The organism is Nocardia citri, assembly GCF_054065835.1.
In genome coordinates, this window is the sequence record NZ_JBSUQM010000064.1 from 1 (window position 1) to 1,609 (window position 1,609).

The following is a 1,609-nucleotide window of genomic DNA, read 5'->3' on the forward strand; positions in this document are numbered from 1 at the left end:
CGCTGCGTTGCAGGACCCGTCGAAGGAGACGATGCCCAACCGGCAGCTGTTCCCGGTACGGATCGGGCTACGCCTGGACGAACCCACCCAAACCGCCATGGTCCACGGCCAGGGCGCCAAGGACCGGGGCGCGTTGTGCGACAAGATCTCCGAGCACACCCCCGGTGTCGGCTACGTCGGGGAAGACGGCACCACCGGATTCGTGCGAGTGCGCGCGTTCTGGGTCTCCGACGCCGAGATCGACCGCATCGTCGACACCTACTCCCCTGCCCCCGAAATCACCGGTCCCACACAGGATTACACCGGTTTCGACCCCGATGACCTCGGCGACGAAGGACCGGTGGCGGCATGAACACCGGATTCGTCACCGAAACCCATGTCATCGCCTACTGCCACGGCTGCGGAGACGTCTACAGCGTCGACGGCGAGTACCCGACGACGTTCATCTCCATCGATGACGCGGCAGCCCATTTCAGCAACGAGCACATCCTCACCGGGTGGGACTTCGACGGCGAAACCCTCACCTGCGACGGCTGCCGAGCCACCCGCCGCTGCGAGGAGCACGGACATATCTGGTCCGGCTCCCTCTGGTCGGCCTGGAACAACCTGCCCGCCATCAACATCCACCGCGATCGCGCCTGCATCACCTGCGGCATCTACGAATCGGAGACCCAGCCATGACCAAGAACACCACCCGCCGCGAGGACTCCGACGTCGTTGTCGATATCCGCTCGCGTCGTCGCTGCCACCTGGAACGCTCCGGCCTCGATCCGGTCGCGGTCGCGGTGCACCTGCTGGTCGAAACCGGCGACGCTCCCGGTTGGGACTCCATGATCGATGACTACGGACCGGAGGCCGCGTGATGCTCACCGTGACCGACTTGTTCTGCGGCGCTGGTGGTTCCAGTACCGGAGCAAGCGAGGTTCCCGGCGTCGTCGTGCGGATGGCCGCGAACCATTGGCGCCTGGCGGTGGACACCCACAACACCAACCACCCCGGCACCGATCACGCGTGCGCGGACCTGTCGCAGGTGGATCCGCGGTTGTTCCCCCGCACCGATGTGCTGTGGGCTTCCCCGTCGTGCACCAATCACAGTGTCGCCCGGGGCCGCCGCCGCAACATCGACTCCACCCCGGACCTGTTCGGCGAGATCCTGCCCGACGAGGCGGCCGAACGCTCCCGGGCCACGATGTGGGATGTCGTGCGCTTCGCCGAACACCACCAGTATCGGGCGATCATCGTCGAGAACGTCGTCGACGCAGCGAAGTGGGTGATGTGGCCCGCCTGGTTGCAAGCCCTGGACCTGCTCGGCTACCGCCACGAGGTCGTGTACCTCAACTCGATGCACGCCCAAGCCGCGGGCGCCCCCGCTCCGCAGTCCCGGGACCGGTTGTATGTGGTGTGCTGGCGCACCGGTGACCGTGCCCCGGACCTGAACCGGTGGACCCGCCCGAAAGCCTGGTGTACCCACTGTGATCGGGAAATAACCGCGGTGCAGGGCTGGAAGAACCCGACCCGCCGGTGGGGCCGCTACCGCGCCCAATACACCTGGCGCTGCCCCTCGGTGACCTGCCGCAACTCCATCGTGGAACCGGCGTGGCTGCCCGCA

At 66.9% G+C, this 1,609-nt stretch carries 3 protein-coding genes and 1 pseudogene; all 4 read left to right on the forward strand.

Annotated features, from left to right (window positions below):
- A pseudogene (locus tag ACW2Q0_RS31085) lies at positions 1-352 on the forward strand (FtsK/SpoIIIE domain-containing protein); the annotation flags it as partial.
- Positions 349-681 carry a hypothetical protein gene (locus tag ACW2Q0_RS31090; protein WP_457194489.1) on the forward strand — a complete coding sequence of 111 codons (333 nt, stop codon included), beginning with the start codon at positions 349-351 and terminating at the stop codon, positions 679-681. The pseudogene ACW2Q0_RS31085 and the gene ACW2Q0_RS31090, both read left to right, overlap by 4 nt.
- Positions 678-863 (forward strand): hypothetical protein, encoded by a 186-nt coding sequence (locus ACW2Q0_RS31095; protein WP_457194490.1) that lies wholly within the window; start codon positions 678-680, stop codon positions 861-863. The genes ACW2Q0_RS31090 and ACW2Q0_RS31095 overlap by 4 nt, the downstream gene beginning before the upstream one ends.
- A partial coding sequence (locus ACW2Q0_RS31100; RefSeq protein ID WP_457194491.1) for a DNA cytosine methyltransferase occupies positions 863-1,609 on the forward strand: 747 nt, incomplete at its 3' end. The genes ACW2Q0_RS31095 and ACW2Q0_RS31100, both read left to right, overlap by 1 nt.

Excerpts from the sequence above, each read along its gene's own strand:
- ACW2Q0_RS31095 (WP_457194490.1), top strand. The coding sequence starts at position 678 with ATGACCAAGAACACCACCCGCCGCGAGGACTCCGACGTCGTTGTCGAT.
- ACW2Q0_RS31090 (WP_457194489.1), top strand. The coding sequence starts at position 349 with ATGAACACCGGATTCGTCACCGAAACCCATGTCATCGCCTACTGCCAC.